Source organism: Trichocoleus sp. FACHB-6, assembly GCF_014695815.1.
GTDB classification, from domain to species: domain Bacteria; phylum Cyanobacteriota; class Cyanobacteriia; order Cyanobacteriales; family FACHB-T130; genus Funiculus; species Funiculus sociatus.
This window is the reverse complement of sequence record NZ_JACJOY010000081.1, coordinates 29,410-55,114: the sequence shown is the minus strand read 5'-3', so window position 1 is coordinate 55,114 and position 25,705 is coordinate 29,410. Positions and strand designations below refer to the sequence as shown.

Genomic DNA, 25,705 nt, shown 5'->3' with positions numbered 1-25,705 from the left:
GTCAAAGAATTTCTCGATTGGTTAGGAAAACTTTATCTTTTTCTAAAAAGTTAGAAAATCACATTGGGGCTATATGGTATTTTATCCATCATTATAATGCGTCGCTATCTATGCAGTAATTTTTTCACTACATATTTACCACTACCCAACTGATTACCAAGCTCAAACGAAACATGAAAAACCGCTTGATGACATTGGCTGATAAGCTGCTCCTGCGGCGACGAGCCATCATTGAATCGGTGATTGAGCAGTTGAAGAACATTTCTCAGATTGAGCATTCTCGTCACCGTTCGCCGGTCAACTGCTTGGTCAACTTGGTCTGTGGGTTGATTGCCTACTGTCACCAGCCCAAGAAACCGTCCCTCCTACCCGATGCCTTTTTGCCTGAGTCTATTTAACCCGAACTCACGTTAAGTAGATAAAGGGGTAGGCAGAAATAAACCTAGGAATAAACCTATTACAAAAGTCCCTTTTGCAATAGGAGGAAAAGGGAAAAGCTGCTCCTGCTAGGAAAGCATAGTAAAAACGGAAAAACCAAGTAATCTTTCTTCCCCTTCTCCTTTAACCTTTCTTCTGACTTGGAGCAAGAAGTTTAAACCTCGACTTAAAAACCCATTTTCCTAGAGAAAATGGGTTTCTTGATGTTAAGTTTTTTTGTGTATATTTAGAGGTACTAGAAAGCCAGTCCAGTAGAAGTATTTGACAAGATAAGCAAAAGATGTAGTCGGTAGGGGCTTTTGCCTTCAGACAAAAAATCTTGGCCGATCGCGATAAGATAAATTGTCGCCCGAATGCGAAAGCCCCTACTTTTATCAATATCGATTAATGGACTGACGCTGTAGATGTTGAGCTACTGCTACAACCCTTGCTGGAAGAAACTTGAACGGTGACGGTTTGACTAATTGTACTCTCAGCGCCAGATGCGCTCGCTATGCTCTTGGCTGACGCAACGCTTTTTCCATCTGGTAAAACTACCCGTTGGATTAAGATTCTAGAGTGGATCATAATCAATGTTTATTTATAGGCTAATAATCTTTTAACTTACCCCAACCCGAAATATTTAGGGAGGTAGCTTTTTAAGCTGTGGTGCTATGTAGCATATAGTTTAGCTCGCTAGCTAGCCACTCTTTAAACATCCTATCCACGATCTCTTGATGTGTTTGAGGCGTTAATTGAGCTGGGATAAACTCTTCAACTATAAACAGATGATAACCTTGGTCGGTGGAAATTGGGCCAAACACCTCTTTGCGTTTGGCACTAAAGATAATCGCTGATATATCTGGCTTAAAGCTCCAACGGTAAAGCTTGCCTTCATAACCGCATTGATGTCTGCGCCGCTCATCAATATCATAAAGGTGAGCTGCCTCATAAAAGCTAATTTCCCGTTCTTCAATTTGATAGAAGAGTTCTTGGGCCAGTCTTTCATCAGGAAGAATAATTTGATACAGTAAGATTTGGTCAAAATTCAGCTTATTTTGGGCAAAAAACTTCTCTGCTTCTTTGGCAAAAAGACTCTCTGCTAATTTTTTAGCAATCAGGCGATCGCAAATTCCTGCCTCCCAGTCCTCCGCCGATATCATCTGATCTCCTAACCATGCTAGGGTGTCAGCAGCCTTCTCCAAACGCTTTGCGTAACGCAGCTTGTTCGCTTCAGCTTGAATTTCCTCTGGAGTAACCGTTAGACTTTTTTCCTGAGCTGCTTGGTTAATAACTCTTTGATATAGAATCTTCTGACATACTTCTTTTAACTGTAGGTCTTTTTTCAGGAAATCAACAATTTCATTAACTTCAACGGATGACCCTGAAAAATCTTTCATGTTAGGTTTTATTTGATACACATAAAGTGGTCAAAACTCATTACTACGCATTCCAATTTTCCTAGAGTTAGGGTATCGCAGAAACATCGTGAAACTGTATTATACTATTTCGCGTCATTCGTGCATAGTATTAATGTGCAATGACCACTGAGCAATTTTATGCAACTGCACATTAGTATTAGTTGGAATTAATGGGAATTGCCCTCATACCTAAACCTGGAAAAACGCGGCTGGGTACTCCTATCACTCTGTAGGGAATCTGTCGGCTGACGCTACTATCCTGATTATCCTCAACACGGTTTTCTTTGTTGCCAGCACTAATAGCGCTGTTAGTTGGGAGAGACGATGGTAAGGAAAAGGTGCTAATGGATGTTGTTGCGGATGAAAATGTTCTTACGAATGGTGTTTTTCCCGAACTTACAGAACTAGCAGAATTACTAAATACGGCAGCAGGTGCGTTTACATTTGCGGCGGTAGCAGAATTACTATTACTAAATACGGCGGCGGGTGCGGCACTGGGATTGGTAAATACGGGTGCGGGTGCGGGTGCATTTACACTTGCGCCACCGGGATTGGTAAATACGGGTGCATTTACACTTGCGCCACCGGGATTGGTAAATACGGGTGCGGGTACGGGTGCAGGTGAAGTTGTGCCAGAATTCGGAGATACGGGAGCGGGTGCTGTTGCTGTGGCGCTAGTAGTAGGAGGAGCGCTTGTTGTCGCAGTTGCTGTAGCGCTAGCGCTGCTGGAGGTTGCTCCAGGAGTGAACGTTGCCTGACTACTACTACTGGTTCCTGTAGGCGAGGTTGCTGTCGCACTACTACTGCTACCAGAACCGCCTGAAGAAGAGGATGAACTAGAGCTGCTTGAGCTACTGCTGACGCTAGGGGCAGCGCCACCAGTGCCACCAGGAGGTGTAAAACCAGGAGCAATAAAATTAGGGGGAGTAGAACTAGGGCGAGGGCGAGCTTGGGAAGGAGAAGCAAAAGTAATTACCATGCTTCCGACTATGCAAAGATACAAAGCGCCTTTATGTGATGAGCTAATCATCGCTATCTCCTTATTAAATGATATAGAGGCGGTGGTATATTAATTTGATTAAATAAAAGCGATTAGAAATTTATGGCTATAAAAAAGTTTAAAAACCGACTATAAGCCATTGATTAGAACAAGCATTTTTGTAGCATCTCTAATCAACAGCTTATTAAGTCAAACACGAGTTTCAGAAGCTTTAGTAGGTATAAGCTTCGCTATAGGATGAGGTATACTGATAACCATCAGAGGCAGCACCTGCTGCTGCGCCAGCGACAGCTCCAGAGTATCCAAATCCTATTGAATAGCCAAAGGCACCCGTGGATTTGTCAAAGAAAGAACTCACATAATAGCCCGAACTTTTATTAGAGCTAACGCTGGTGGAAAAGCTACCTGTAGGATTGGAGATACTAATTCCTCCAATGACTTCCTCATTACTGGGGATTTCAAACTCACAGAAGTCTAGATCAACTATTTTTAATTGAATCATGCATTCCTCCTGGTAAATAGGGAATTAACCGCTGAATGCTTTTTAAATTTTGATTAATTTAGCCTTCAGCGATTTTTATATTCTGGCTACTCTGTTTTGTTTTGGTAAATATCTAGCTAATACCACTGTTATTTGCAGATGAAACAGATAGGAATTATCAAAACCTCTCTCAGACTGAATTTTTGACTTCCTATCAGCTTGGTGACTAAATAAAATTGGTATAACTCGCAGTTGCACCAGTGAAAAAGCTAGTATCAGCGGTAGGAACCAGGGGAGTAGTACCCTATGAACGAGTAGTTTGAAAGAGTACCAGTATAAGTGGTGCTGGAGGTAATGGCTACATAGTTACCGGTAGCATAGGCATTAGCAAATGCATATGCAGAGGCATACCCGCCTTTTACACTGTTTTCTTTGCGAACTACTTCCAGATGCTCTAGGTCAGAAATAATCATGAAATCCCTCTGTTGCAGTTTCAACTCTTTGTTGCCGGATCGCAATCAAATCTTGTTGTGCCGAAAGCTTCTCAACTGTGGAGTAGTTAGGTAGAAGCGTTTCGGCAAATATCTACCTAAGCAGCAGTTGAACTAGAGGAAGAGCCAGAGGAAGCGGAGTTGGGGAGGTCGTAGTAGTAATAGTAATACCCCGAACGAGCGCTGGTATAAGTGCTGGTGTAGGTGGAGGCGAAGTTGTTTCCATTAGCATAGGCACTAGCGTTTGCATCAGCGGATGCAAACCCGCCTTCAACGCTGATTTCTTCAGAAACGACTTCCAAAATATCTAGATCAGAAATATTCATCGCTTTCTCCTTGAGATTTACAAACATTTGTTAGCTGGTCACAAGCAAATCTTGTTGTGCCGAAAGCTTATTAATTTTGGATTTATTTAGCCAAAAGTGTTTCGGCAAATATCTGCCTAAGCAGCAGTTGAACTAGAGGAAGAGCTAGAGTAAGCGGAGTTGGGGAGGTCGTAGTAGTAGTAATACCCCGAACGAGCGCTGGTATAAGTGCTGGTGTAGGTGGAGGCGAAGTTGTTTCCATTAGCATTGGCACTAGAGTTTGCACCCGCTGATGCAAATCCGCCTTCAACGCTGGTTTCTTCAGAAACGACTTCCAGAATATCTAGATCGGAAATATTCATTGTTTTGTCCTTGGCTTGATTAACCTGTTTGGTTCTTATGAATAATGTAACCAAAGAGAGTAGAACAGTGTTGCCATTTTGGCAGGTTTATTTATGCCAAAAAACAGTTGAAGTAGCCAATAAAAAACGCCTGGCTCTGGAGAAGAATGAACTAGGCATTAGTTAAGCAACACAATAAAACTGTTGCGTATATTTAATTAAATTGAATCTGAATTTTGTAACTCTTGAAGAAGCTTTCTCGTTAAAAAATAGAGAACCAATGCTTCTTCACTGGCACCACTTGAACTGGACTGTCTTCTGGATGGGAGAAGACCAACTCCTGCTCTAGATTGCCACCCGTTAGGTGGGGATGTGGTTCGCTAACTGCCTCTAGATAACCCAAATCCGTAATTTTGCTTAAGCAATTGTGCGGAGATAAATCCTCAGAGCGAGTAGGAGCGCTTTGGTTATCCGTATTTATACTATCTGCTTTCCGTTGGCTTGGTCTGCCAATTTGGCAGTTTTCTTTGAGCAATCGGTTGTATGTACGGTAAGGGATGTAGTGTAAAGGATTGTAACCAGAAAACCTCAGAAGCAAAACACAAGCCCAGGAATATTTTCCAGCCATGATAGCTTCAACGACTTGATTAAACTGTTCGGGATTTATGGTTTTGTCAAGATTGGGATTAGAACAGGGAATTCGATAAGTCATAGCGATCGCCCTTTTTACTAAACTGTTTTTTGCGTTTTATAAATTGATGCCGCCTTTTTGCAGCTGCCGGATCGGATCTAGCAAGATGTCGGCGATGCGACGATGCCGGATGATAATATCAGCGGTCGCTGTCTGACCCGTCTTAAAGTGGATGGTTTGATTATTGGCGGTGACAGAGTTCCGGTCTAGCGCCACTTCTACCTGATAAACTGCCCCGAGTCGTTCATCGGGTTTAGCATCGGGGGATACGGATAGTACCTTCCCGGAAACGGTACCGTAGTCTTGATAAGGAAAAGCGTCAAATTTGATTTGCACCGACATTCCTGTCTTGACAAAGCCTGCTTCTTGATTGGGCAAGCTAGCCGATAAAATTAGAGGTGCTTTGTCAGCAGCCAGTTCAGCAACGGTCTGTCCAGGTTGCACAACAACGCCTGTGTTGTGGATGTTGAGGGATGACACGACACCATCCACGGGAGCGTAGAGAAACCGCTGTTTTAGCTTGCTCTTAGCACTGGTAAGCAGATTTTTATTTTCAGCAATTTTAGCTTTGAGCTGGGTGATTTCTACTTCCAGTTGCTGAATTTGCTGCTGTGCCTCTAACTGCGTTCGGCGTGCTTCGGCTTGCTTCTGGTGCAGCTGTGCTTGCAGTTGCTCGGCTTGGGCTTGAGCTTGCTGGAGTTCGCCTTGGGTTTCGGTAATGGCGCTTTGGCGATCGCGTAATGCTTGCTCGGCTTGAAACAGTTGTTCCTTGACACCCGTATCCTCTTCCAGCTTGTTTTTGGTAATAGCACTTTGGCGATCGCGCAAAACTTGCTGGGAATCAAACAGATATTTTTTGGCGATCGCACCTTCTTCCACCAAAGGCTTAAGCCGTTCCACTTCCTCAGCCGCCGCCGCCGCATCCGCTTGCCGTTGCACCAGCAGTTCTTGTGCCGTACCGGAGAGCGGTTTTAGCCGTTCTAGTCTTGCCTGATTTGCCGCTGTATCCGCCAGATATTCAGTCAGCAGCTTTTGGGAAGCAGCTGTCTTGGCGTTAGCTTGGGCGATCGCAGCAGCAGCAGCCTCAACGTCCGCCTTAGCAATTTCCGCACGAGTTCCGCTTTCTTGACGCATTTTTTCAATAAGCGTTTGCTTCTGGCTTAACTCGATTTGGTTGGTTCCCAGCATTTGCTCTAACCGTTCCACTTCACCAGTAGCAATTTGAGTATCCAGTTCCACCAACATCTGCCCCGCTTTCACCGCTTGCCCTTCTTTGACGGCAATATTGACAACCTTGCCCATTTCCACCGGGTCAATTTTATAAACCTCCCCTTTAGGCACTAATCGCCCTTGGGCGTGTCCCACTTCGTCAATTTGCCCAAAGCAAGCCCACCCAGCAAATGCCGCACAAAAAACTAACCCTCCCAATACCAGTTTTCGGGGGAGTGTTGAAGGCGGCTCTTCCAGAACATTTTGTAGGGAAGTAGACCAGTTGCCCGAAGCAGGTGCTGAGTGTTTCGGCTCTTGGTTTCCGGTTCTAGTGCGGAGTGAAAAGCCAGAAGATTTGGGTTCTGATTGGGGACTTTGTACGGAGACATCTGTACCTCCATAGATAGATGCAGCCTCACTACTTCTATCGTCGGATAGGTCTACGGGAAGGTCTTCCCAGCTATTCTCAACAGCAGCCGATAATCTGGCTGGCGGGTTAAAGGACTCTGAGTTGGGAATCGGTACGATTCGTTTTTCCATATTAGTCAGGCAGAATTAAGAAATTCAGCGTCAATAGCCTTGTATTACCTCGATTTATCCAGAATTGCCTTATAGATTGCCTGAGTTCTATCGGGTTGATGGCTCAATCTTTGGCTCACCTCTTCTAGTTGCCAATTCAGAACCCAATACTTTTCGGTTAAGGCTTGATCCCCCTAACCCCTCTTTTTTATGGGGGTTAGGGGGATCTCCTTGGACTAAACATCGTTAACCGAGATGTATTAATTCAGAACCCAAGAACATCGAGAGTTATCCGAGGTATGCAAGTTGGATTAAAGATCGAGCTGCTGTTGCGCTAGGTGGTAATAAAGACCTTGCAGCGCAATTAGTTCCTCGTGGGTGCCGCGTTCAACCAAAATGCCTCGATCTAGCACTAGGATGCAATCGGCTCCGCGAACGGTAGAAAGTCGGTGAGCAATGATAAAACTCGTGCGATCGCGGCTAATACGAGCGAGATTCTGCTGAAATCGTCGCTCAGAATCCGTATCTAGAGAGCTAGTTGCTTCATCTAAAATCAGGATGCGAGGATCGCCGAGTAAAGCACGAGCGATCGCAATCCGTTGTCGCTGTCCTCCAGAGAGATTCGTACCCCGTTCCCCAACTTTCGTGTTGTATCCCAAGGGCATATCTTGAATAAACGCATGGGCTTCTGCCAGTTTAGCAACTTCCACCACTTGCTCCAGCGTATACTCGTCAGCATAAAGCGTGATGTTTTCTATAATAGTTCCCGAAAACAGAAAACATTCCTGCGGCACCACGCCCAACTGTCTTCGCAACGATTGGGGAGAAGCATGTCGAATATCGTGTCCATCTACACAGATTCGACCACTGGTAGGGTGATATAAACCTTGTAGCAGACTAACTAAGGTACTTTTGCCGGAACCACTGCGCCCCACAATCGCCACGGTTTGCCCAGCCGCCACCTCAAATGAAATATTCTGGAGCGTGTTGCGCTCCTGCTCCTGAGAGTAACGAAACGTAACGTTCTCTAACTTCACCTCACCCCTCAGATGAGGCAGAACAAGTAGAGGTTGTTGGGGATTTTCTTCAGGTTGGGCTGAAAATACATCATTCAGCCGTTCCACAGAAACCATCACTTCTTGCAGTTCATCCCACAAGTTCACCAACGCCAGCACGGGGTTGATGACATTGCCAATCAGCATATTGAATGCGACAAACTGACCGATAGTGAGCTGATTCTGCATTACGAGTGTCGCCCCATACCAAAGCAATGCAGTACTACCCAAAGTATTAATTAAGCCGCCAGTTGCTTGCAACCCATTCGCCAGTTTTTGCCCTCGAAATCGCGCATTTAACGTACCAGTTAACCGATCTTCCCAACGCCAGCGCAACTCTCGCTCTGCTGCTGCTGCTTTTACCGTAGCAACGCCGTTCATCATTTCCACAAGGGAGGAGTTTTGCGCTGCCTCCTCAGCAAAGACTTCCCGCGACACCTTTCTGAGGAATGGACTCGCCACAACTGTCAAAATGGCGATGGGGGGAATCAGTGCCAAAACCAAGAGCGTCAAACGCCAGTTATAATACGCCATCAACCCCACATAGACAATTGCCATTGAGGCATCTAACCAAGCGGTGACAGCTTGGCGCGTTAGAAACATCTGGATTTTCTGGTTTTCCTGCACCCGCGTAATAATGTCTCCCACGTGGCGGGATTCAAAAAACTTCAGGGGTAAGGTCAGGGTATGGCTGATAAACCCACCGATCAGGGTGAGGTCTAATCGATTGGCAAAATAATCCAACAGGTATTGGCGAATGGCACTTAAGCCGATGCGCCAAATGCCAAAAAGTAGCAATCCGATGGCGAAGACGTGTAGGGTGATAAAGCTTTTGTTGACAACAACCCGGTCGAGAATGATTTGGGTAAATAGGGGGGTAATTAGGCCAAAAACCTGGATTAGCAAAGATGCTAAGATAATTTGCCCGATTAGGGAGCGGTAAGGCAACAATATGCCCCAGAAGCTACCGAGAGAGCGTTTCTCACTTTGGACTGTTTGCAGTCGTTCTGTGGGGTCGAGGAGTAAAGCGTATCCCGTCCAATTAGCTTGAAATTCCTCGTGAGAAAGCGATCGCCTGCCCACTGCGGGATCGGCAATTAGGATGCGCCTCCCTTTGACTTGGTAGACAACGACATAATGATCGCCTTGCCAGTGGGCAATCCAAGGGTTAGTCCGATCTACCAAGCGGCTTAAAGAAGCCCGCACGGGACGCGCATGAAACCCGACGCTTTCGGCGGCAGTAGCTAAGCCTTTAGTCAGGGAGGCACCGGAACGCCCTACGCCAGCTAGATTGCGGAGGGAATTGAGGCTAAACCGTTTGCCCCAATACTGTCCGATCATTGCTAAGCAAGTGGCACCGCAGTCGGCAGTACTCTGCTGTTGAATGAATGGATAGCGTTGTCCTAACAATCGCCGAGGCTTTAACGGTTTGGGAAAAGCAATTGGTTGTTGGTTGTCTGTTCCCCCTTCTTTCCCTCCTGTTGATGAAGGTGATGAAAGGGGAGTTTGTCCGTTATTCAGTGACGGCTGAGGATTGACACAGACGCGATGAATCGGCATTACCGCCTGATGACTTGCTAGCTTTTGATATCCGTTGCTAGCGCTATCGCTGGATACAACTGCTAAAACCGGAGCGATCGTGATCGCTGCTTCCCAATGTTCTGTGGGCAGATGGTAAACCACTAAATCTGTCTGTGCAACCCAATCTGTGGGCGTTGGATTTGGATATCCCCAGCTTTCTCCTACTGTTGGTGGCTGCGATCCTTGAATTTGCCCATTGCCAAGCCAGAAGCGACCCGTTTCTGCGGGAATATACTCCAGCGACTCGCCAGCAGAGATCCGTATTTCTACTAGGTAGGGTAAGAGTTGCCGCAGACTTAGGCTGGGAAGCGATCGCAATTCTGTAGCGGTTTTTAAGAAAATTAGACATTGCCGCTCCTGAGAGAGTTTCAGCAAGTAGTCTCTTAGATTGGGAAGTCGCTCTAACCAAGTTTCCAATTGTGCAATTGGAATCCTTGCTGCTACACCTGCACTGGCAGCGATCGCTTTTGGCATCCTTACGCTTAGGGCGCTTTGTAGCTCCATATTGCCGAATAAAGCTTCTGCACCAAAATTTTCGCCTGCTTCCAGTACTAGAGCGGAAACTTCTCTTCCCTGCGTAGCATCAAAACCCAGCAGCCGTACCCGACCTTGGCAAATTATATAAAACCAATCAGTGTTTTCTCGATCTAGTTCACCATGAACGGAATTCCCTGAGAGAGGGGATACATAATAGCTAACCAAGGGATCGCCAAGTTGAAACTCACACATTTCAAACACTTGGTTAAATTCCGATGCCTGATTGGGATCTGATTGAGATAGCCTCAGTAGGTTGAGGATATTTGCAAGACTATGGGAAGCGTTCTCAAGGTTCTGAGGCGGAGGATGCTCTGGCAATCCTAACATCCGATTCATTTATTAGGCTCTTAGCTTTCAAAGTTTAACTTTGTTCGTTTTAGGTTTTTGTTAAAAACACTAAGAAAAGGGTAACGGTATTTCCCCTTTGATCATGTATTAGTGAATTTACGTAGTGCTGTCAATATAGCCTCTAATAATTTATCAAATCTTTACTACAACTTTATAAAATCTTTATTTTAACTTCATGATAAAAAATATGAAGACCTTTAACAGAAGTTATCAGACAATTTTATATTTTTATGCCTAACTAAACTAAGCTAGAAAATTGGAACATTTAAGACATGATGATTTAAAACATCTGTAACAGATTCCTCTTTGATAGCGAAGACATCTAGAGGCACTACGGGAAATGCCAAGGCATCAGGGTTGCAATATGATTTACTTAACAATACTTCTCGGATAAGACTCGATCCCCCCTAGCCCCCTTAAAAAGGAAGCTACCGTGTACACACAAGTGGAGTCTGAGCAAGTTTCCATCCCAGGAAGAGCGACTCCAACTGCCGCAGACCATTAACCAGAGTGGGCATTCCAGGGAGACGCTGGGAGCGATAACCCGACCATCCTCTGAGTCGGGCAATTAACCAGGTTGCCCAAGCTAAAGAATTGGGGAGATAAGGATTTTGCTGTTTTTGAGTGCGTCCTTGCAACAAAGGTGCCAGTTGAGCCAGGCAGTGCTGCTACTCCGAAGTGAAAGCAACCGAGGCAGGTAAAATCTGGGTTATCTCGCCCTTCCACCAGTTGCAGGGTTCGCACAGCAATCGACAACGCTAAGACACTCAAGCGCTTAATAGCTTCTATCGATTCGAGTTGAGTGACTTCGAGATTCAGTCCTGCCTACTTGAGGGTGGCTTTCCAGTTGCTCAATCCGCCAGCCCCAGCAATACCACTTAATCACTTCGAGTGCCTGTTCCAGACAAAGGACTTCATGGGTGGTTCACAGTCGCCAATGAATCGGTTTTTGCCCAGCAGGTGGGTTGACCTCCTTTGCCTCGACTGCACAAAAACGGACACTGGCGGGATAGTCTTGGGCATTGAGATTGTCAGGTCGTTGAATGTCTACCTTGGTAATGCGAACACTAAGGTTACATTTCGAGCTTTTTAGCTCTCAGCAAACCCAGCAAATTAAGCTTGTCGCGCTACTACTTGTTCTCCAATTGTCGTTTATCTGAGAAGTATTGAGTTGCGTTGAGGTTAGCATTACCTAAAGAATGATTATATTTCGTTGGGTTGAGCGCCAGCGAAACCTAACCTACTTTTGACTGAATCCATTTATAGGTATGCAGCCTGAAAGTTTCTGTTGTAATTATGAATTAGGCTGAGGTTTGATTACACCAATCTTTGTATATATTGGGTGGATTAATCGCCTTAAAGTAGGTAACTCTTTGGCAAAAAGTAATGAGCCTAAGATACAAAAACTGCCAGCAATAATTAACGTGTTGGGCGCGCCGATTTGATTTGCTAAACTACCAGCAAATAAATTTCCCAAGGGAACTACACCAAAAAATGCCATTGTGTATATGCTCATCACCCGTCCGCGTTTATCATCTTCGACAATTGTTTGAACAATTGTATTACTAGATGTAAATTGCATAATGAAACCCAATCCCACGATTAACATCATCAGTAGAGAAAGCGCCAGTACGCGGGATAAAGAAAAACCAATTAGCCCAATTCCCATGAAGGCTGGTGAATAAGCAATAAATTTTCCTAGTCCTAAAACACTTTGTCGCGTAGTTAGATAAACCGCACCTACTAAGGCTCCTACTCCGGAAGCAGCCATTAGAAAACCTAGAGTTTCAGCGCCGCCGCCAAGAATTTCTGTGGCAAAAATCGGCACGAGAACGGTATATTGCATTCCCATAAAGCTGACTAAAGCCAGCAATAGGATAATGGCGCGAATGGGTGGAAACCCAAAGGTATATACAAATCCTTCTTTCAATCTCTGCCAAGGATGAGTATTTGTAACGTTGAGTTTTTTGGGCTTTAGCTTCATTGCTAATAAAGCAGCAATCACAGCAATGTAACTGAGTCCATCAATTAAAAAACAGTAAGCAGATCCAACTGAAGCAACAAGTAGTCCTCCAATAGCAGGGCCAATTAATCTGGCTCCATTAAACATAGAAGAATTGAGAGCGATCGCATTCGCTAAATCGTCTTTTCTTTCTACGATTTCTGGTACGAAAGCTTGACGGGCTGGCGCATCAAAGGCGCTGACAACTCCTTGAAATATACTCAAAAATATCAGATGCCAAATATTTACTATTCCTGTAAACGCTATAAAGGCAAGCGCTAAAGATTGGATCATAGAAAGTATTTGAGTAATGACTAAGATCCGGTGGCGGGGGAATTTATCTACTAAAACACCCCCAATAGGGGTGAGAATAAAACTAGGAAATTGACCTGCAAATCCCACTAAACCTAGTAATAAAGCAGAATTAGTCAGGCTATAAACTAGCCAAATCGTAGCAACTTGAGTCATCCAACTTCCAATTAGAGAAAGCCCCTGACCTCCAAAAAATAACCGATAATTTCTCGATTTCAATGCCGGGAGAACTGGCATCAATTTGATAGGATTTCTCTTCATATACCTTGGTCGTTTTTGGCTCAAACCTACGGGAGCATATATTATATTTTGTAAAGTTACTTAAAAAATTACTGCAATCCCTCTGTCAACGGAGGGAAGTAATCAAGCAATACGGTTCGGTTAGAGCGAAAAACACTAATATTCGCGTAGGTTGCGTTGAGGAACGTCACCCAACAAAACGTAAGCATTTGTTGGGTGACGTTCCTAGAATTATTTTTTACTGCAATCCCTCCGTCAATAGGAGGAGGTAATTAAGCCAAAAGTCAAAATGATTCCTTCCCAGGCTGAGTATGGGAACGAGTTTAAAATTTTGTCAGTACGCCGTAGATTGCCCAAATTGCCATTGCTCGCAGGTAGTGACTAGCACGGAAAGTACCAGCAGCTGTGATCGCTTCGGGGGTGCGGAATTGCAGCCCATTGTCGTAAACTTGGCGCACGACAGCTTCCGTCATTTGGAAAGCTTCATCTTTCATCCCCATTTGCACCATGAATGCCGCAAGCCCAAAGTTAATTCCTGTCCAAACTTCTAGGGGATGAGTAGCATTAGGATTGAAAGGCGTACCATCTGGTTTTACTCCATTTGCAGCACCCAGAAGACCATTATTAAATTTCAAAAAGCAGGACTCATACACAGTTTTGAGGGTAGATTGTATGCACTCTACTGGCACAATGTCGGGTAATCCCAACCAACGAGCGTAGAACTGACCGCAAAGTTGATCTGCCATCACAATATCAGATCCGCTTTCGCTGTCGAGTCGGTAATATTTACCGTTCCAAAGCTTTTGTTGATATAAAGATTGGGATTGGTCTAGCCAGATTTGGTAATTGGTGGTGTTGTATTCGCCGTCAGGGTAATTTTCGGCTAATATTTGTCCGATAGCGATCGCACTCTCCAAAGCCGCTAACCACAAGCCGCCGCAATAAGCACTCAGACCCTGCAATCTCCAATCATCAAAAGTCTGATCTGGCGCACCGGAATTTTCTGGAATCCCATCCCCGTCTAGATCAAACTCCTTGACATAAGCCAGCGTCTTGACAATTGAATCCCAGCATTCTCCCAAAAACTGGATATCTGTGGAGCCAGTCATCACAAAATCTCGATAAACTTGCAAAACAAAATCGCAAGGTAAATCTTTCCAAAGGTTGCAATCCTGATAACTGGTATAGTTAGTTTTTTCCCACGGATGCTCATTTGGTGCGCCGAGATCGTGGGGTGTGGCATTGGCAGCTTTCCGAATTGCCTGTGCTTGATTGTACCCAATAATTCTGGGAGTATCGTCCCCTGTGGGGATTGCCCGTGCAAAAGCTTCTAAAACTGCTTTATCTAATTTCGGCCAAAGCATCGCCAAAGCAAACGAGCCGTAAAGCCGCACGTCTAAACTTTCGTACCAACGATAATCTAGGCACTCTAAAACACCAAATTGTCCAATCGGATCTAACTCTGATGCTGCTGTCCATAGAGTACCGCCATCGCATAACAGATACAGCTCATTAAACAGTGCCATTTTGAACCAAGAAGGCAAGTCCTGCTGCTCTAAAATTGGCTGTTGCCATTCGCGAATTGAGTCCCGCCAAGTATCATCTTGCTTAAGAGCCGTGCGAATTATCGACCAAGCATTTGTGCCATTGCGACCAAAGAAATCAGTATAACGACGGTAATATTTAGTGATAGAATCCCCCGTACCGAATTCCATCACCGGAAAATCCCAGCAGAGGATAAAAGGAACATAGCGAGTTCTACCAGGTTTCAGGGTAAAGCGGACAGCGATCGCACTAGCTATTTGTTCCCCTGGTGCGGCTGGCGTTTCATCTTGCCGATCCGATAAGGTGCCATTACAAGCAAAAATATCCCAAATATCGCCGCCATCGCTTGCCGGGTCCCAACGACTGTGATGAAAGACTTCTAAACTGGGATTAGTCACAGTAGCGATCGCTAACTGTCCTTCCCCCTCGCCAATTTCATCATGCAGCCTTACCCGATCTAGCAGACATCCCACGCGGTGAAAGTCGGAAATCCACTGATTTAAGTTTCCCGTACTATCTCCCCATCGTGGCTGATACTCGTAAACCGGGCTACCATCATCCCGCACCCGTACTTCTGGCGACTTAATCGCATTGGTAAACCAACCGACCACATTCTGCCAAGTCAGCATAATGCTAATCGTTATCGGCTTATCTGTGGGATTGTATGCAGTCCAGCGAAACACAGCTGTAGGGTAAGAAGTTTCCTGATAATTTCCCGCCCAAATTGGCGAAAACTGCTCGCAAGTCAACTCCGCCTGAAACACATTTTCATAGACAAACCAACTGCGCGGATAAAGCGCATGATAAGTCCCCGTCCCCAGTCCCTTATCCCCAGTCCCTTCCTTGGGATACCACTGCCAGCGAGATAAACTGCCATCCTCTGGCGGTTCCGTACACAGCGCATAAGCTTGCGCTGGGGAGTCTTCTGGCTGCTCAAAGACGCTAAACTGGCAAGCAGGCAGACTGCGAAATACGTGTTCTCCGCCATTCAGATGCCACAAGTTAAAGTCACCTCTTGGGGAACGACCAATGCAACCTGCGCCAAAGCCACCCAAAGGCATACCGTGCCAAGGGCCATCGTCGAGATTACTGGCATAGCGGACAGTGTAAGGCTTGTCCCATCCGAGTCCGATGGGACGCTTCCAGGTGCATTCGGGAATTTCCAAGCGAGGGCGTTGATAAATCATTTCCTGATTTTACGGCGTTTCGTCTGATTCCACCCCAATCCGGGCGAATATTGATATTGACATTTACTAAAGTATCAATATTTTTAATAAATTCGATAGCAATCTCTATGTTGTGCGTTTACTCAACGTATTGCTTCCCAGTCTATTCATCATTTCTTCACTAATATTTTATACACTCTGGTTTCAGAGGCTTCACGATTCTTAATCTATAAAGCTGGTGTTGATTGCAAACCTCTCCAAGAGTCTGTCACAAAAAAACATTGCCTAATGCAATAAATTGCTCGAAGTGACAATTTTATTGCTATCCTTTCTAAGGCGTTAATAAATAGCTGTACGTAAAATGGGTCTAAAAATCATTGAAAATTTTGATGGCAATTTTACCCTCGATCCAGAGGCAAAAGAAACTCTGTTTAATTTATTAAAGGGCGAAGCTTTTGTAAAGCAAATTACTGAGCAAATGCAGTGCGAAGAAGTTGAATTTACAGAATTTCTTTTCCAGCCAGTTCCCTACAGCACAGCCACACCTAAAGGGATGCCAGCCGAATTTGAGAAATTCCACCAATCTGAGGATCACCTGATTATTAACGTCCCCCCTAATTTCATGTTTAAAGCTAAAATTTTTAAACCAAGTCGCCTTTGTGCCATTTATCGAAAGGTGAAATAAAGACCACCTTCTCGTTCCCAGGCTTAGCCTGGGAACGAGTTAATCAAGGTGTCTCGATTAATTTAGGTGAATTGAACCAGTCGAGTACCGCACTTGGAACAAAACTTAGAATTAGCGGGGTTTTTGTTGCCGCAACTGGTGCAGAAAACCTGTGCAGGTGCAGCACCACCATTATTAACAGGCGGCTGATCTTGCGGTGTTGGTGTGGTGACACCAACACCAACACCAACATTTAACTTATTGGCAGCTATGACATTTTGAATAATCGTAGCTTCCCGTCTGTAATCTGGGCTATCAGTTCCCCCATTTTTCTCCAATTCCACTTCTCGCTGCTTCAGATAAGCCATCAACTGATTATATAAAACTCGCTTTTCTTGGGGTTGATCAGCGGCGGCGAGGAGTGCTGTCACTTGACGCTGGATTTCCTCTTTATCAGGACGACACGCCAGCACTTCCAACACTTGTACAGCTTCTTCCCAACCGGAAGCAATATCTACATTTTCTGTGCCGATGACAGTTTTCCTTGTGTAGCGGATCGTATTTTCTTTAGTGTTGCGATTTTCTTCTAGTCGCAAAACACGAAAAGCTCGTGCTTGTACCACCAACCGGAACACTTCTGGATCTTCGGGAAACACATCCCAGAAAGGGGGTTCTTTTTGAATGTGGACGGGTACGGGAGGATCTTTGCTTTCGCCTTTAAGTTGCGATCGCTTGGCTTCTATAGATTGTCCTTTCCAGTCTTGATATGATTGTCGCAGCTCTCGCATTCCGTCAATGCAACGCAGAGAAAAGCCGCCTTTTTCTTGCACAAAAACAATTCGGTGACGTTCTTGTTCTCCTAATGGTGTGATCGCATCGCTACTCCCAACTCGTTCTTGCAAATAAGGTAGTAGTTTAATTGCGGCTGGATCGGTGCTGTTGCGACCGCCGACGATGGCAACTTTGGTATTTAATGCTGGTGTAAAACCTGCATCTGCACCACTGAGAACGGCTTGGGAAAGTAAAATCAGGGGTTGTGATTTTTGGTAGGCGATGCGAATGTTGCTACGGATTGCTTCCGGGTCGTTTTGCAAGGCTTTGAATAAGCGATCGCTTGCGGCGAGTTCCCTTTTAAACCGACTTTCTTGGGGAGACTTTTCTACTACTAACTGAGTTTTGCTAACGACAATTTCCTTAAAGTCATCCGAGTTCACATCTGGTAGTTGAGTAATATCAAATAGCTGCATTACTTCACCCGCAGCGCGTGTCTGTTTCCACAAAGGACTAGCATCGCGCAACACGTCTTCTGACATCGTGCTGCAAATTTGATCTATCCCCAAATCATAGCGGCTTTTACTACCTTCTGATGCACCCGCCAACTGCTCAATCATATCGCGATAAAGCAGATTTAGTTCTTCCCGTTCGTACAGTTTAATTCCGTTGATTTTTAAAGCATCGGCGCTATCAGCTTCTTTATCAGCTTTTTGTTTGAAACCATCGCGTAGTTGCCGTAATTTTTGATTAAATCGAGCCAGTCTCCGTTCTAGCAATTCTAGATGTTCTTGCATTCTGGCAATTACTTCTAATGCTAAAGCGCGTGCTTTGCGCTGAATAATAGCAACAAAACTACCTTCTAAACCTGTGAGAGCATCTTCGCAATATTTCTCCATTTGTGCTTGCTTGGTAAGACCAAACAAGCTTTTAAATTGATTAATATCTTGTAAAGCTGTCTCATACTGTCTTTGCCGATTTGCTTCGTTGGGTTGCCAAATTTTTTCTGAGTCCCGGCGAAACTTTTCTGCGGAATTTATGAATAGTTGGCGGGCTGTGGCGATGAAGGCATCGGCAAATTTTAATCCTCGGTTGCGATCGCGTACAATGTCGTACAACTCCGCCTCTAGCGCTTTTCTTCCCTGTTGAATAATGCGGTTGCGGTTATCGTACATTTTTTGCAGGAAGTCACCATGCGATCGCTCGTCCGGACTTAATTCCCGCAAGTGGTTGGCGCGATATTCATCTACCTTGGGTGTGAGATAAGTATCTACAAATTGCAGAATTTTACCGCGTTCCGAACCGATAACATTTACACCTTGATGGGTGCATTGCAGCTTATTATCAGTGGCAATTTCATTGCGAATGCTATTCACCCAGTTAGAAATTTCTGACACATAGGATTTATCATTCGCTGAGGATAAATCTGCTATAACTTCCGCGTCCGTTAACCGCATTCTTTTTAGGATATCGGTCTGCACCAAATCCAGAACATTTGGCGGTAACGGTACAGATTCATTCAGCCACCAACTAACTAAATCTACTCCCAAACGGCTAGATAAAGAAGTGCGAATTTGAGCCAGGGGAATTTCAATTGTAGAGAGTCCAAAACTCATAAAGTTCTTGGGATAACCTCTCCCGCCTGGATCTGCTTGCGCCCAAGCACCTTTAATATTGTCTCGAATTGAACGCTTATGGGGAGCAAAATCGCTAGTTAAATCTAGGAAAATATTTTGCCCGATCATTTCCCGGATTTGGTCTAAGGAAAACTCACTTTCGCCATTTTTTGTACCTACTAAATAGGTAAAATCAAATGGAGGGCGTTTGTTGCGAACTTCATCTGCTAATCCACCGCTAAATTGAACAGCGTACTCGGTTCTGTAGTCCGAGAAATAGCTTAATTCCATCATCGCTGCGTAGCCATTAGCGAGAACGCGATCGCCCACTTTGATACTCGCAAAGGCATTAGGCATCGGCACAATTGCCGTTATCAGGGGGCTGGCTTGACCTTTGAGCCAATTGCGGATACAGTAGCCCAAATCGATGAGCATACCGCTACCAGTACCGCCAGAAAGGGAGCCTGTGACGAAGACATTTAACCCACCGCTGCTCACCTTAATGCCGTATTTATCCAGCATAAAGTTTTCGTGACCCTTGACGCGATCGCAAGCTTCATTAAATTTTTGCTGAATCTTGTGGTAGTTGTAAAAAAAAGCAAATCGGCCGCAAGCGCGAATTTGACCCGCACCTGCTTCTAATGCGCCAATATTTCGCTCTAATTCTTTGGGAAACCACGACTCAATCCAAGGATATTTTCCCATATTGGACATAATATCGCTGACTTCTTTGCCGCTGACACTTGCCCAAAATTTCTCGTTATCTTGTAATGGCGTTCCTGCTGCTTCTGGATTGTTTACTTTGTAATCTTTATCGGTATCAATTGTCAGGAAACTAATGATCGGAAAATTCTTTAAACTGCCATAAGTTTCTTCTACCAGTCGGCGTACCCGCGACAGCACTTCCACGCCTGTTCCACCTACTCCTACGAGTACGGTGGGAACCATACTTTTTTCTTCTACTGCTGCCATGATATTTCTCCTGTATCAGCTTTTTTAGTTTTAACGCAAAGATAATCGCAGAGGTAGCGCTGTCGCGCCGCTTCGCTAACGCAGAGTCAGAGTAAGTCCGTTGCGCCCCTTTGCGAAAGCCTCTGCGTTCTTCGCGTTGCAAAACATGACTTGATCAACACGACGAGAAAAAGGGTAAATCAAGTGTTTTCCAGATTTGCCAAATAATTATTGGCGTAAGTACGCTCCAAAATAAAGCATTGCCTAGAGATAATTGTCCAGAAAGATTCATCGGTAACTTGAATAAACCCTGAAAGATGAACTTATCAAAAATCAGAGTCAGCGTCCACATCAACGCAATCCAAGCAGCACCTAGCCATAAGATAATCCATTGGCGGTTACTGTTAAATCGAGTAAAAAATCTTTCTGTAAAAAACCTTTGGAGATTACTGGTTTCACCAGACGCATAAATGCCGCCTGTAGTGAAAGCTGTTAATTTTAATTCTGGGGAATCTGCTCCGACTACGATTGCATTAACCTTAACTTTACGCGCTACAGCATTACTTACAACATTTGGTGATACATTAGCACCGCCATCAGTTACTAATAATAATTCCCGGCAGCGATCGCTAACTCCACTGAGTGCTTCTGTACCTTTTTGAATTGCGGCATTGATGTCGGTTGTATTATTCGCAACTAACTGAGGTAAATCGGGATTTTGCAAGGCTTGGGTTAATTCATCGCTTACCTGTTTGCTATCAGTTTTAAATTCGTTACCTGTAAGACTTTGCACCACACCCCCAAACCCTAAAACTTGCACTTGGTTGGCGTTTCTTAACTGGGCATTTTCTGCCAAATACGACTGTACGGCTTGCACTTCCTGGTACATAATCGTACCAGGGGCGTTGAACTGCGTGCCGTAGGTGCTGGTGCTAAGATCGAGAGCGATCGCTACCGCAACTTTTGGTCTACCTAATCCCAATAGCCAGCACAAAAGCGCTGCTATTAAACAAAGGGAAAGAAACATTAACGGAATCTGGAATAGAGGATACCGCCAGAATGCGCGACGAAAACTACTCATGGGATGTTGGGTGTGAGATTGATAAATTGGTAGACAAAATTAAATAAAACCTCTCCCCCAACCCCTCCCCTACAAGGGGAGGGGAGTCTTGACAATTTTTTCTAGTGTAGCGGTGCGTAAACCCACGGGTTAGAGGGTACCTGACCTTGTTTGCATCACGTTTTGATCCCCCCAACCCCCCTTGGAAAGGGGGGCTAAGAAGAAGTTGCACATGGTGTAGCCTTTCCCTACATTTTGATTTCCCCAACCCCCCTTGGGAAGGGGGGCTAAGAAAAAGTTGCACATGGTGTAGCCTTTCCCTACATTTTGATCCCCCCAACCGCCCTGGGAAAGGAGGGCTAAGAAGAAGTTGCACATGGTGTAGCCTTTCCCCCCTTCCCTTGTAAGGAAGGGGGTTGGGGAGATAGGTTTTTTGTCCATATACTTACCCCTCTACTTAAATTGGATCGAATTGATATTTCGATCCGGCTGGCCCATATTTACCGGGAACAGCTTTAACCAAAGGAACCTCATTGAGAACATTAAAATCGGTTGCAGTTCCCGTAATCGGGATACCAACTTGAAGTTGCTGCGATACTCCAGAACGGTTAGGGTTTTGGTTGAAGGCAGTTGCTAAAGCTTGAGTAGCATCATAAGCTGTGGCAGTGCGCCAGCTGACTCTTCCTTTCCAAATTGTGGCGGCTTGATTTGCAAATGGATCGTTTGGCTGGGAACTCCAGGGAACCGCCAGCACGATGTTTTGAATTGCATCTCCCCCTTGTATTAAAATTGCAGGGTTATAAAGTTCATCGCCGCCAATTAATTCTAAGGATTTATTAGCTTTAGCGATCGCAACGGCTTGATCGGCTTTGTTTTTACTTAGTGCCAAAAAGCCAATTTTCGCCCCAGCGTTGGTAACATCGGCAATAGTAGCAGCAGCATCAAAGCCAGCAGAATTAATATCCACTTCTTTAACGACTTTGCCGTTAACTTGAGATAAAGCAGCTGTGAATTGATCTTTGAGTTGCTGACTGTATTGACTATCAGAATTGTAGAAAATGGCAACAGCAGCGGGAGATTGCTTAGAGTTTGCGTATTTCGCTAAGGTAGTGCCAACAGTTTTTAGGTAACTTCCTAATAATTCGTTGGCTTTTTTGGCGAGAGAAATTGTTTGCAAAGTTGATTGACCGCTGCTATTGGGGGTGATGCTGGTGCTGATGGGAGAAAGTACGGTTAAACCAGCTTGTTCGTAAAGCGCGATCGCTTGTTGACTTCCATTATCTACCCCATGTCCCAGCACTCCCAAAATATTCGGCGACTTAATCAAATCTTGCGCCAGGGAAGCTGCTTTTTGCGGTTCAATATCATTGACAATTACCACCTCCAATAAACGTCCAGCCGTCGGAGGCGAGGCGTTAAACTTGTCCTGATATTGTCCGACACCCCGAAGAACTTCTTTCGCTGTATCGGGGTTGGGGGTGACGGGAACCACAACAGCCATCGTCTGGGGATTTCCAGCTTTTTTAGCTTGGGCGTTGTTCAGGTAAATTTTGCTTTCCGGGTCGTTGGGGTTGGCAGTGACGGCTTGCTGGTATTGCGTGATCGCATCATCCCATTTCTTCTGGGCAAAAGCCAATGCCCCAGCTTGTTTTGCCGGATTTGTTGCACCCGCAAACAATATCTTTTCACCCTGACTAATCAGCTGGGCGTTTGCAGATGTATCGCTGACAATTGCTTGCGGATCTGCTGGCGCTACTGCTTCTGTATTAGCTGTGGGAGGTTCAGAAACGCTAGAAGTAACTTCCGCAGGCTGCTTCCCTTGTAAAACTTTATATAAACCCAATCCTGCTAACAGCGCGATCGCAATTCCCGCCACGATGACAGCTAGCCGCGCCGACGACTTAGAACCGGGGATACTCGATACGACAGTTTTCTGACTTTTTTTGCCCCCCGCGATCATTGCCTCTTTAGGCAAGCCACACATAATACAGTCTGGCCCGTGATTTTCCTGGGGTGTATGGGGTTCAGTGCTAGGGTACTGTTGATTGTTATTTTTAGGTACACCGTCGCAAATCCATGTGCCTTGAGGATTCAACTTTCCCAATCTCCGTGATAACCCTTTTGGTATTTACTTAATTGTAGTAATTACAATCTTCAACCCACAGAGTGAATGTTCCACCCCTGTCTACCCTCTAAGTATTAATTGTTGTTACAAAAATATTTAGAGCGCGATCGCCCAAGTTTTGGCTATAGCAATCCTCGGCCCAGTTGTGAGATGCCAGCGCTTTAGATCCCACACTTCTTTAAGAAGTCTGGGATCTCGCCTTCACGAATCATTGAGGACTGCTATAGACGATTTAAAATTAGTAGGGTGCTTGAGGGATGCGATCGCTCAAGCAAGAAGCGAAGAAACCGGGTTTCTGCCTTCTGGCGATCTGATGTTTAATTATAACGGCCTACTTATCACCACTATCCCCAAGGACAAAAAGCCTAAATAAAGATTATCAACATCCTAGATGCGCTCATAAAAAGTAAGATATAAAAATTTCCCGAAAATCTCAATGACTGATAACAACATTCCCCCTCTCGCCAGTTTAGAATACATCCCTTACATTGACGAAAACGGACATTTACCTGAGCAATGGCAGGGAAAAATTGGCGTATACGCAGTTTTTGATAATGAAAAAGTGCTGCAACTGATTAACTATTCTCGCGATATCTCAGTCAGCATCAAACAACATCTAGTACGCCAACCTCAACACTGCTACTGGCTAAAAGCACACATTATCGAACGTCCTAACCGTACCATTCTCGAAAGCATTCGAGATGCTTGGATTGAAGAAAATGGTGCGATACCAGTAGGGAATAGTTCTGAAAAAGAAAAATGGAATGACCCCATCGACGCAAAACTAGCGATGACAGCCGAGGAGCAGGCGAAGTTTACGAGTCTAACGATAGATGAAATAGGACAAGCAAAACTGTTAAAAAATGTAGCACGGCGAGTTGAAGAAGAAATCTTCACAGAGCTAAAAGCCCGTGGCGTACAAGTGGAACTCCGCTTCAATCCCAAATTAAAAGAAAGTGGCTTACTTGACCTAAAATAATTGCGGCTCTAAAATTCCCGTTTCGTCTTGGCACAAACCCTCGCTTGTGATTTTATCTCATGCCCCCATTGCTGAACAATCGTTATAAAATTATCCAGACTCTGGGAAGTGGTGGATTTGGCAACACCTTTCTAGCAGAAGATACTCATATGCCTTCGGGTCGTCGCTGTGCAATAAAACAGCTGAAGCCAATAGCACACGACCCCCAGATGTTCCTACAGGCTCAAACTCGTTTCCAGCGAGAAGCAGCAATTTTAGAGGATCTGGGTGAAGGCAGCAATCAAATTCCCAAGTTATACGCCTACTTTTCGGAAGCTGGGCAGTTTTATCTGGTTCAGGAATTTATCGAGGGTCAAACGCTGACGAAGAAGGTGCAAGCCGAGGGAGTGCTTTCTGAGAACGCGGTTAAGGATATTCTCGTGAGTTTGTTGCCAGTGCTGGATTTTGTCCACAGCAAGCGGATGATTCACCGGGATATCAAGCCGGACAATATCATTATCCGGCAACGGGATGGAAAGCCTGTGCTGATTGATTTCGGTGCTGTTAAGGAAAGTGTGGGTGCGGGGAATACTGCCGTAGGGAACGCCGTCGCCTCGATGGTGATTGGTACGCCGGGGTTTATGCCTTCCGAACAGGGAGTAGGACACCCTGTATTCGCCAGCGATTTGTACAGTTTGGCGCTGACGGCGATTTATTTGCTGACTGGCAAACTGCCGCAAGATTTGCAGAGTGACCCGCGAACTGGGGAGATTTTGTGGCATCAGTACGCATCGAATCTCAGTCCCGGCTTTACGGCGATGTTAGATAAGGCGATTCAGTCGCATCCACGCGATCGCTTTTCCACTGCCAGAGAAATGCTTGATGCTTTACAATCTAGTGCCGCTTTTACCCCAACTCCTGCACTTTCTGACGTAGCAACAGTAGCGGTGTCTCCTGGCGCTGGCGCTAACATTCCGCCTACTCCTGTATATCCACAAACAGCAAACACCACACCGCCTGCCGTTGGTCAACCCCAACAGCGGAATCCTTTGCTGATCGGACTTTTAATTGCATTTGGTTTGGTAAGTGCGGCTGTAGCTGGCACCGTAGTTTTTACCAGAAACCAGCAATCGCCCGACCCGGTAGCTTCATCTTCTCCCCGCGCCCAGGAACCAATCCCCAGACAAACGCAGCCAACCCTTTCACCAACGCCTGACAATTCGCCTGTAACCCGCGACGAACCAACACCTTCTGTAGTGATCGCGCCAACTCCGACACCAGAACCAGTGGGCGAACCGGAACCAGTGCAAACCGCTGAACCCGAACCAGTGCGGGAACCGGAACCTACGCCAACCCCGGAACCAGCAGTTCCCACACCGGAACCAGCAGTTCCCACACCGGAACCAGCGCGTCCCACACCGGAACCCGAAAACAATAACCCAGCACCAAACGTATCTACCAGCGTTCCAACATTTCAAGTAGGTACAGCCAGAAGCGATATACAAGCAGCACTCGGCAAGCCAAGCAGAGATGTCAGTGGTCTTTGGAGGACGCGCGCTGTAATTTATGAAGTGGTGCCAGATCAGATTGACCTTGGCTACTTATTCGATCGCACTTCTGGACGGCTTCGGCAAACCGAGGTATCCTTTGCCGATTCGGTAGATCCTCAAACGATGTCAACCACATTGAATGGACTTTTACCCAGTGGTGCATCCCCAGATATTCGCCAGGGACTCCGACAAGTGCAACGGGGGCGGCGCACTTCTTATACTTTCACTCAAGGCAACTTAAGAGGAATGATTGTGCGGCAAGATTGTAATGTTATTTACATCAGTATTTGGGATGCAGATTTACATGAATTTAATGTTAGTTCTGCTCGAAAGTGTTGAAGCTAAAACA

General features: G+C 45.3%; 17 protein-coding genes and 3 pseudogenes. 7 read left to right on the top strand and 13 right to left on the bottom strand.

What is annotated here, in order from left to right:
• Together H6F66_RS15915 and H6F66_RS15910 are read left to right on the top strand one after the other, a co-directional pair.
• A pseudogene (locus H6F66_RS15915) lies at positions 1-119 on the top strand (IS1 family transposase); the annotation flags it as partial.
• A 27-nt stretch (positions 120-146) separates the two neighbouring features.
• A pseudogene (locus H6F66_RS15910) lies at positions 147-398 on the top strand (transposase); the annotation flags it as partial.
• Between the two features lie 678 nt (positions 399-1,076).
• On the opposite strand, the gene H6F66_RS15905 reads toward H6F66_RS15910, so the two are convergent.
• Entirely contained in the window at positions 1,077-1,817 is a 741-nt protein-coding gene (locus H6F66_RS15905) for a peptidylprolyl isomerase (RefSeq protein ID WP_190423019.1), read from the bottom strand.
• A gap of 308 nt (positions 1,818-2,125) precedes the next feature.
• Here H6F66_RS15905 and H6F66_RS15900 point away from each other — a divergent pair, with 308 nt between their 5' ends.
• Positions 2,126-2,596, top strand: a complete 471-nt coding sequence (locus H6F66_RS15900; protein WP_190423010.1) for a hypothetical protein — start codon at positions 2,126-2,128, stop codon at positions 2,594-2,596.
• Positions 2,597-3,049: 453 nt separating this feature from the next.
• Here the strand turns inward: H6F66_RS15900 and H6F66_RS15895 are convergent, their stop codons facing one another.
• The 9 genes and pseudogenes from H6F66_RS15895 to H6F66_RS15855 form a co-directional block, all read right to left on the bottom strand.
• Entirely contained in the window at positions 3,050-3,340 is a 291-nt protein-coding gene (locus tag H6F66_RS15895; protein ID WP_190423009.1) for a hypothetical protein, read from the bottom strand.
• A gap of 568 nt (positions 3,341-3,908) precedes the next feature.
• Positions 3,909-4,136, bottom strand: a complete 228-nt coding sequence (locus H6F66_RS15890) for a hypothetical protein (protein WP_190423007.1) — start codon at positions 4,134-4,136, stop codon at positions 3,909-3,911.
• 116 nt (positions 4,137-4,252) lie between these two features.
• On the bottom strand, positions 4,253-4,477 hold the full coding sequence (locus H6F66_RS15885) for a hypothetical protein (protein ID WP_190423005.1): 225 nt from the start codon (positions 4,475-4,477) through the stop codon (positions 4,253-4,255).
• A gap of 241 nt (positions 4,478-4,718) precedes the next feature.
• On the bottom strand, positions 4,719-5,168 hold the full coding sequence (locus H6F66_RS15880) for a HetP family heterocyst commitment protein (protein ID WP_190423003.1): 450 nt from the start codon (positions 5,166-5,168) through the stop codon (positions 4,719-4,721).
• Between the two features lie 36 nt (positions 5,169-5,204).
• Positions 5,205-6,896 (bottom strand): HlyD family efflux transporter periplasmic adaptor subunit, encoded by a 1,692-nt coding sequence (locus tag H6F66_RS15875; protein WP_190423001.1) that lies wholly within the window; start codon positions 6,894-6,896, stop codon positions 5,205-5,207.
• Positions 6,897-7,186: 290 nt separating this feature from the next.
• On the bottom strand, positions 7,187-10,384 hold the full coding sequence (locus tag H6F66_RS15870) for an ABC transporter transmembrane domain-containing protein (RefSeq protein ID WP_190422999.1): 3,198 nt from the start codon (positions 10,382-10,384) through the stop codon (positions 7,187-7,189).
• 440 nt (positions 10,385-10,824) lie between these two features.
• Positions 10,825-11,468: pseudogene (locus tag H6F66_RS28425) on the bottom strand (IS4 family transposase); the annotation flags it as partial.
• A gap of 222 nt (positions 11,469-11,690) precedes the next feature.
• Entirely contained in the window at positions 11,691-12,971 is a 1,281-nt protein-coding gene (locus H6F66_RS15860; RefSeq protein WP_190422989.1) for an MFS transporter, read from the bottom strand.
• A gap of 302 nt (positions 12,972-13,273) precedes the next feature.
• Positions 13,274-15,682, bottom strand: a complete 2,409-nt coding sequence (locus H6F66_RS15855; protein ID WP_190422988.1) for a GH116 family glycosyl hydrolase — start codon at positions 15,680-15,682, stop codon at positions 13,274-13,276.
• Between the two features lie 340 nt (positions 15,683-16,022).
• Here H6F66_RS15855 and H6F66_RS15850 point away from each other — a divergent pair, with 340 nt between their 5' ends.
• Positions 16,023-16,346 carry a hypothetical protein gene (locus H6F66_RS15850; RefSeq protein WP_190422986.1) on the top strand — a complete coding sequence of 108 codons (324 nt, stop codon included), beginning with the start codon at positions 16,023-16,025 and terminating at the stop codon, positions 16,344-16,346.
• A 62-nt stretch (positions 16,347-16,408) separates the two neighbouring features.
• On the opposite strand, the gene H6F66_RS15845 is transcribed toward H6F66_RS15850, so the two are convergent.
• From H6F66_RS15845 to H6F66_RS15835, 3 genes are all read right to left on the bottom strand, one after another.
• On the bottom strand, positions 16,409-19,684 hold the full coding sequence (locus H6F66_RS15845; RefSeq protein ID WP_199295324.1) for a tubulin-like doman-containing protein: 3,276 nt from the start codon (positions 19,682-19,684) through the stop codon (positions 16,409-16,411).
• A gap of 154 nt (positions 19,685-19,838) precedes the next feature.
• Positions 19,839-20,744, bottom strand: a complete 906-nt coding sequence (locus H6F66_RS15840; protein ID WP_190422984.1) for a vWA domain-containing protein — start codon at positions 20,742-20,744, stop codon at positions 19,839-19,841.
• A 436-nt stretch (positions 20,745-21,180) separates the two neighbouring features.
• Positions 21,181-22,818 carry an ABC transporter substrate-binding protein gene (locus tag H6F66_RS15835; protein ID WP_190422982.1) on the bottom strand — a complete coding sequence of 546 codons (1,638 nt, stop codon included), beginning with the start codon at positions 22,816-22,818 and terminating at the stop codon, positions 21,181-21,183.
• 241 nt (positions 22,819-23,059) lie between these two features.
• Between H6F66_RS15835 and H6F66_RS15830 the strand changes: the two genes are divergently transcribed.
• The 3 genes from H6F66_RS15830 to H6F66_RS15820 all read left to right on the top strand — a co-directional run bounded on the left by H6F66_RS15830 (position 23,060) and on the right by H6F66_RS15820 (position 25,695).
• Positions 23,060-23,221, top strand: a complete 162-nt coding sequence (locus H6F66_RS15830) for a hypothetical protein (RefSeq protein ID WP_190422980.1) — start codon at positions 23,060-23,062, stop codon at positions 23,219-23,221.
• Between the two features lie 63 nt (positions 23,222-23,284).
• A complete protein-coding gene (locus H6F66_RS15825; RefSeq protein ID WP_190422978.1) occupies positions 23,285-23,827 on the top strand; it encodes a GIY-YIG nuclease family protein in 543 nt (180 codons plus the stop codon).
• Positions 23,828-23,886: 59 nt separating this feature from the next.
• Entirely contained in the window at positions 23,887-25,695 is a 1,809-nt protein-coding gene (locus H6F66_RS15820; RefSeq protein ID WP_190422976.1) for a serine/threonine-protein kinase, read from the top strand.
• Positions 25,696-25,705: the final 10 nt, after the last annotated feature.